The sequence below is a fragment of the Terriglobales bacterium genome (assembly GCA_035454605.1).
Lineage (GTDB): Bacteria > Acidobacteriota > Terriglobia > Terriglobales > Acidobacteriaceae > DATMAB01.
On the sequence record DATIGQ010000202.1, the window covers coordinates 1 to 6,634 of the forward strand.

Genomic DNA, 6,634 nt, shown 5'->3' on the forward strand with positions numbered 1-6,634 from the left:
GTCCTGAGCGAATTCCGCAAGCGCGTGGATGACTACGTCAAGCTGCGCAAGCGGGTGGACGACTCTGTGCCCCCGCTGAAGCCCAAGCGGACCGCGGAGCAGATCGCCGAGCACGAGCAGGCGCTTGCCGGAAAGCTGCGCCAGGCCCGTGCCGGCGCCAAACGGGGCGACATTTTCACGCCCGAGATCAGCGCCCAGTTTGCCCTCCTCATCCGTCGCGAATTTCGCGGGCCTGAGGCGCCGGCAGCCATTCGCACCATTCGCCAGGGGGATCCGGTGTCTTCGATTTCCTTGCGTGTCAATCAGACCTATCCCGATACTTTGCCCGTCACCACCATGCCGCCTACGCTGCTGTTGAAGCTCCCCGAACTTCCCAAGGAAGTCGCCTACCGCATCGTGGGACGCGATTTTGTGCTGGTGGATATGACCACCAACGTGGTCGTGGATTTCATTCCGGAGGTCATGCCGCCCATGCGTGGCTGAACCCTTAGGTGACTTATGCGCCGTCTTTCTTCACTTTTCGCTCTGCTGATTGCGCTGGCCCTGACGGCGGGCGCCCAGAGGGTGGACCTGCCGACCAATGCGGACTCGGTTCGCTTCGCCGCCATCGGGGACATGGGAACCGGCGGCCGCACCCAGTACGACGTCGCCCAGCGCATGGCGCAATCCCGCCAGACGTTCCCCTTCGACTTCGTCATCATGATGGGGGACAACATCTATGGCAGCGAGAGTCCCTCGAACATGCGCAAGAAGTTCGAGACTCCCTACAAGACCTTGCTCGATGGCGGCATCGAGTTCTACGCCTCCCTGGGCAACCACGACGAGACCAACCAGCGCTTCTATCAGCACTTCAACATGAATGGAAAGCGCTACTACACCTTCAAGAAGGGCAACGTCCGCTTCTTTGCCCTCGACAGCAACTATATGGACCCGGAACAGCTGGCCTGGTTGGAGCGCGAACTCAAGGGTTCCGGATCGGACTGGAAGATCGCCTACTTCCATCACCCCTTGTACTCTTCCGGGACCAAGCACGGCTCCTCCACCGAATTGCGCTCCATCCTGGAGCCCTTGTTCGTGAAGTATGGTGTGGACGTGGTGTTTCAGGGGCACGAGCACGTCTATGAGCGGATCAAACCCCAGAATGGGATCCACTACTTTACCGAGGGCGCTTCCGGCAAGCTGCGCAAGGGCGGCCTCAGGAAATCCGATCTCACCGCCGCCGGCTTCGACGCCGATACTTCCTTCATGCTGGTGGAGATCGCCGGCGACGAACTCCACTTCCAGACTTTCTCTCGCACCGGAAAGTCCGTGGACTTGGGAGTGATCCACCGGAACACGGCCGCTCACTCTGCGGCTGATCTCCCCGCTGAAAAGAAAGAGGCCGCCCGCAACACCCCTCGTTCCAAGGATGGAAAACCGGTCCCCGCAACCGCCGGACCGGCGCGCGCTGGCCTGCCATCCCCCAAATGATGGCGCTCGCCGTGTGAAGCAGGACGTGAGGTTGCCAATGACGGCCGGAGCCCGTGACACAATCTCGCGTCTTGCGGACAGTGCAGAATCCGACCGGAAACCGGAAACTCGAAACTTGAAACTGGGTTTCTGGCTGCCCCCCAGGGATTCGAACTTGAGGCGCTCTGCGGCGTGAGGCCGCTACGCGGCCGGGAGCCCGCAGCCGAAATCCCGAGCGCAGCGAGGGACCTCTACCCAAACGAATCCTCGGCTGTATGCTTGGCTGCCCCCCAGGGATTCGAACCCCGATATGCTGATCCAGAGTCAGCTGTCCTACCATTGAACGAGGGGGCAGCGGAAAGGCGAGCCGGCCGCAAACCACGCGGCCTTCTTCGATTCTACGGAGGCGCCCGCAGAGGGTCAACCGTGGCGTTGACCCCGCCTTTGCTGGTGCTTTTGCCTTGGCTGACGCTGATCGCTGAAAGTGGTTTTCCTACGCTACTTCCAGCGCTCGCTCCAGGTCGGCAATCAGGTCGTGCCGGTCTTCCAGGCCAATCGATAGGCGGATGCCGCCGGGCACCACGCCGCGGCCGTGGTCTTCCAGTTTCAGCTCATGTTTGCCGTTGTCGTCGCCCGCCGCCTCCGGCCGATGCGCATAGGCGGCATGGGTCATCGAGTACGGGTTCTCGATCAGCGTCTTGATCTGTCCCAGCGACACCGCCAGCGTGATGCAATACGCCTTGTCGGCGATGTAGTTGATGAAGCGCTCGGCGCGCTCGTTCGAGCCTGACTGGTCCTTGAGGATGAAGTAGATCATGGAGCCGGGAGCGAACTTGCCGCGGTAATCCACCATCTGCTTTTCGGCCAGCGCCCGCTGCGGGAACGATGCCAGGCCGGGGTAGTCCACGTGCGCCACTTTGGGATGCTGCTCTAAGAACCGGGCCACGTGCATCGCGGTGCGCTGCATGTTGGCCATGCGCGCCGCCAGCGAAGGCAATCCGTACACCAGGATGTTCCATGCCGCTTTGGGCGAGAGCACGCCGCCGAAGTCCTTGCGATAGAGCATCAGGTGGTTGTGCATGGAGCGCGGGCCGATGACCACGCCGCCCATGTCCGTACCGAACCCGCCAATGCCTTTGGTCAGGCTCTGCACCACCACATGCGCGCCCAGTGTGAGCGGACGCTGGCAGTAGGGCGTGGCGAAGGTGTTGTCCACCACCACGTGCATCTGCTCTTCCAGCTTGCGCTTGCGATTGGCGCGGTCCACGACCTCACGCACCGCGCCGATGTCGATCAGCTCCATGGTGGGATTCACCGGGGTCTCGAAGTACACCACGCGGGTGTGCGGCGTGATGGTTTTCTCCAACGCCTTCAGATCGCGCAGGTTGGCAAAGCGCGTGGTCACGCGCTGCCGCGGCAGCCAGTTGGTAAGGAAGCTGAAGGTGCAGCCGTAGAGCGTGTCGTGCGCCACGATCTCGTCGCCCGATTCCACCAGCGTATTCAGGGCCGCCGAGATGGCCGCCATCCCGGTGGCGAAGCACACCCCGATCTCGCCTTCTTCGGCCAGCGCCAGGTTCTCTTCCAGCATGCCGCGCGTGGGCTCGTCGAGCCGGTCGTAGATGTAGATGGGCACCTTGCGGGTGACGTCGATGGTGTCGCAGGCGAACTCGAAGAACCCTTTGGCCCCGCGCTGCGACGAACTCAGCCGGAAGGTGGCCGACGACGTGATGGGCGGGATGACGTGGTGCGTGTAGTCCCACTTGGGCGTCTTCGAGGTGCCGTGAATCAGCCGCGTGCGGATGCGATAGGGCTCCTGGGCATGATGCGCCTCTTCCCGCGCGGGCTTCTTGGCGCCATTGCCGGTCTTGGCTGTGCCCTTCGTGGCAGCATTCCTGGCGGCTTTTTCCTTGGTCTTCATGGCGGGCCTCGCTCCGGGCAGACCAGTACCTCCTGCCCTGAGAGCAGCTTCAGGCTAGCCGGATAACGTGGAAGGACGCAGTGACGGGAGTCACGGGATGCAGGTCTCAGGTGTCGGGTATCCGGTCATGGACTGCAGGAGGGCAGCTTAGTTGCCCGGTGCCGGCGACCAGTTCACCACCACCTGGAGGTCGAGGGTGTTACTGGTGGTCGCACTAGCGCGGGGGATCAGAAAGCGGCGGTTGCGGTGGTCGTAGCGGTAGTACCCGTCCAGTTCGATAGCAAACAGTGGGTGCGGAGGACCAGCGTGAAATGTGCCCGCGATTTGGACGTCCACTGCCACCAGCTTGTGGTCGGCGGAGTAGTACAAGAGTTCGTGGCCATCGTCGCTCCACTCCGGGTAGGTGCCGCCAGCGGAGGAAACGCGCCATTTCTGCCCGCCTGACAGGCCGCGGACGTACACCTCTTCGCTCCCGGTCTCGTTGGAGACGTAAGCCACCCAGTGGCCGTCGGCCGAGAACCGGCCCCCATACTCGTCATAGTTCGGAGCAGAGGCGAAGGAGACCGGTTCTCCCTTTCCCGAAGAATCGATGAGACGCAAAACCGTGCTCTGGCCCACGAGCTCTTCAAAGAGCACGAGTTTCCCGTCGGCCGACCAATCGTCCGGCCAGGCATCTTGTTTCGCTTCAAGGAAGAGCTGCTCCGGGCCGCCGGAGAGATCCTGCCGATAAATGCGGTATTTGCCCTGGCGCAGGGCCGCGAACAGAACGCTCCTCCCATCCGGAGCCCAGACGGGGTTTGCAATGATGCTGGGATTGAAGGTCAGGCGGCTCCACAGCCGGCGCGGAATGTCATAGACCCACAGGTCGCGCTGGTTGTTTTCCGGGTCCATGCGTCCGGAGATGACCCGGGTGGCGTCGGGAGAGAGTGCGAGTTCGTCATAGAACGCCGGCTCTTCGATGCGTCCGATCTCCCGGCCCGCGCGGTCCACCCAGGTAAGTTGCTGCTCCTTCTTGAGGTCGTGCTGATACGCGAGCACACCGTTCGGTGAAACCGAGTACTCCGCCCAGCGAAAGGTGTAGGAAAAATTCACCCGCTCATCGAGCGCAGGAAACGCTGCGCCTTCGGTCTTGAGGGTCTTGGGGTCGAAGCGCTGGCCGAAGATGCGCCCATACTTGCTGAACACCAGGAAGCCCGGTTCTACGTAGTGGGGCCGCGAACCCTGAGCCACCAGCAGGTGCCGCTCGTGGGTGCCCAACTTTCCCGCATAGATGGAGAATTCGTCGCCCTTCTCTCCCGGCTTGCGGCCCGCGAACAGGAAGCTGCTGCCGTCCGGCAGGAACTGGGGATACATGTGGTTCAGCTCCCCGCCGCCGGTATCCAGTGGGGTGGCATCGCTGACCTTGCAGTCAGCCACAGATGTGGCCTGGAGAGGACCGGTAGGAAACTGGGCGGCGAGAACTACCCCCCGTGAACCCCAACTGGCCTGCACCGGTGAACCCTGCCCGCTGCACATTTCCTCTGCGCTGCCACCCGGTAACGCAATCTTGTAGAGCTTGCCGTTGGCGAAGTAGCCCAGTGCCCGGCTGTCTGGCGCCCAGAAGAAAGCGTTGGTTCCTTCGGTGCCCGCCACTGGCTGCTCCTCGCCCGAGTCCAGCCAGCGAACTGCAATATGAATCTTCTTGTCGTTTCCTGTGACGAGATAAGCCAGTGCCCGACCGTCCGGGGAAACCTTGACGTAGTAGGGCGACAAGGGCGGGTTGCGCGGCGCAATGGAGAAGCGGACCCTGGGCTGGGCCGCGGGAGAGCTGCGCCATAACCGTCCGCCGGCGAAGCCGAGAACCAGCGTCAGCAGGGCGATGCCCCATGGCAACACAGCGCGCCAGCGCCGACCCGGTGCCCGCACAGCTTCCGCAGCCTGCGTGCTGCCGAGGAGGATGCCTTCCAGTTGGAGCTTCACGTCGTGCGCGGTCTGCCAACGCTCGTCAGGATCCTTGGCCAGGCAGATACGCACTACACGATCGAACGCAGGCGGCGTCCGGGGCTCGAGCGCCGTCATGGGTGGAGGCTCGGCCGCCAGGATGGAGGCGATCAGACTCGCCTTGGTGCGGCCGTTGAAGGCCGGCTTGCCGGTGGCCATCTGGTAGAGCACGGCCCCCAGCGCGAAGATGTCTGTGCGCGCGTCCGTGGGACGCGCTTCCAGTTGTTCCGGCGCCATGTACTGGAACGTCCCCACGATTACGCCCTCCTCCGTCAGCGGCCTTTCAGCAGTCACCATGGCGCTAAGCGCGTTCCCGGTCGAGGCCGGCTCGATGGCTTTCGCCAAGCCGAAGTCCATCAGCTTGGCGCCGCTCTTGGTGAGCATGACGTTGGAGGGCTTGAGGTCGCGATGGATGAGACCGTGGCGATGCGCCTTGTCGAGGGCGTCGGCGATCTCCATGCCGCTCTTTAATACCTGGCTGATCGGCATGTGTCCCCGGGTCAGGCGGTCGGCCAGTGTCTCGCCTTCGAGATACTCCATCACCAGAAATATCGAGCCCTCACGCTCGCCGATGTCATAGAGGGTGCAGATGTGGGGATGCTGGAACGCCGAAATGGCCCGAGCTTCGCGCTCGAAGCGCTGGCGAAGCTCGGCCCCTGCGAGATGCGAAGGCAGGACCTTGATGGCGACCTCGCGCCCCAGACGCGTATCGCGGGCGCGATACACTTCACCCATTCCCCCCGCGCCCACCGGCGCAAGAATCTCGTAGGGGCCCAGCCGGGTTCCGGCTGCCATGGCCATGGCTGGGCGGATTATAGACCGGGTGTCAGGTCTGGCACGTCAGCGTTTCAGGTTTCGCCCTTCGGGCTTCTCGAGGAAAGCCTGAGCAGCGCGAACGTGGGGCACCCAAAGCTTATTGCTAACCGCTTAGTGCTTTCTTGCTGACGGCTGATAGCTGACGGCTCGCGCTCGCGCGGTTGGCTCCGCGCGGGCCCGGGTGTTAGCATTTCCTTTCTGCACGATTCCAGCCCCGCGCGCGCGTCGCACGGCGCACTTCTCCCGGGAGGACACATGGCTATCAAAGTCGGCATCAACGGATTCGGCCGCATCGGACGCAACATCCTGCGCACCGCTATCGGCGACAAAGAGCTGGAGTTCGTCGCCGTCAACGACCTCACCGACCCCAAGACGCTGGCCCACCTGCTGAAGTACGACTCCATCCTGGGCAACCTGCCCAACGACGTGAAGGCCGGTCAGGACAGCGTGGTGGTGGACGGCAAGAGCACG

At 63.2% G+C, this 6,634-nt stretch carries 5 protein-coding genes and 1 tRNA gene; 3 read left to right on the forward strand and 3 right to left on the reverse strand.

What is annotated here, in order from left to right:
• A partial coding sequence (locus VLE48_14125) for a hypothetical protein (GenBank protein HSA94147.1) occupies window positions 1–483 on the forward strand: 483 nt, incomplete at its 5' end.
• Window positions 484–498: 15 nt separating this feature from the next.
• Complete coding sequence (locus tag VLE48_14130; GenBank protein HSA94148.1) at window positions 499–1,470, forward strand: metallophosphoesterase; 972 nt, start codon at window positions 499–501, stop codon at window positions 1,468–1,470.
• Window positions 1,471–1,729: 259 nt separating this feature from the next.
• Here VLE48_14130 and VLE48_14135 read toward each other — a convergent pair.
• From VLE48_14135 to VLE48_14145, 3 genes are all read right to left on the reverse strand, one after another.
• A tRNA-Gln gene (locus tag VLE48_14135) sits at window positions 1,730–1,803 on the reverse strand.
• Window positions 1,804–1,942: 139 nt separating this feature from the next.
• The gene (locus VLE48_14140) at window positions 1,943–3,367 is read right to left on the reverse strand and encodes a PLP-dependent aspartate aminotransferase family protein (protein ID HSA94149.1); all 1,425 of its coding nucleotides are present in this window, start codon (window positions 3,365–3,367) and stop codon (window positions 1,943–1,945) included.
• A gap of 147 nt (window positions 3,368–3,514) precedes the next feature.
• Window positions 3,515–6,142 carry a protein kinase gene (locus VLE48_14145; GenBank protein HSA94150.1) on the reverse strand — a complete coding sequence of 876 codons (2,628 nt, stop codon included), beginning with the start codon at window positions 6,140–6,142 and terminating at the stop codon, window positions 3,515–3,517.
• A 276-nt stretch (window positions 6,143–6,418) separates the two neighbouring features.
• On the opposite strand from VLE48_14145, the gene VLE48_14150 reads away from it, so the two are divergent.
• On the forward strand, window positions 6,419–6,634 hold a 216-nt coding region (locus tag VLE48_14150), incomplete at its 3' end, for a glyceraldehyde 3-phosphate dehydrogenase NAD-binding domain-containing protein (GenBank protein HSA94151.1).

Excerpts from the sequence above, each read along its gene's own strand:
- VLE48_14130 (HSA94148.1), top strand. The coding sequence starts at position 499 with ATGCGCCGTCTTTCTTCACTTTTCGCTCTGCTGATTGCGCTGGCCCTG.
- VLE48_14140 (HSA94149.1), bottom strand. The coding sequence starts at position 3,367 with ATGAAGACCAAGGAAAAAGCCGCCAGGAATGCTGCCACGAAGGGCACA.
- VLE48_14145 (HSA94150.1), bottom strand. The coding sequence starts at position 6,142 with ATGGCAGCCGGAACCCGGCTGGGCCCCTACGAGATTCTTGCGCCGGTG.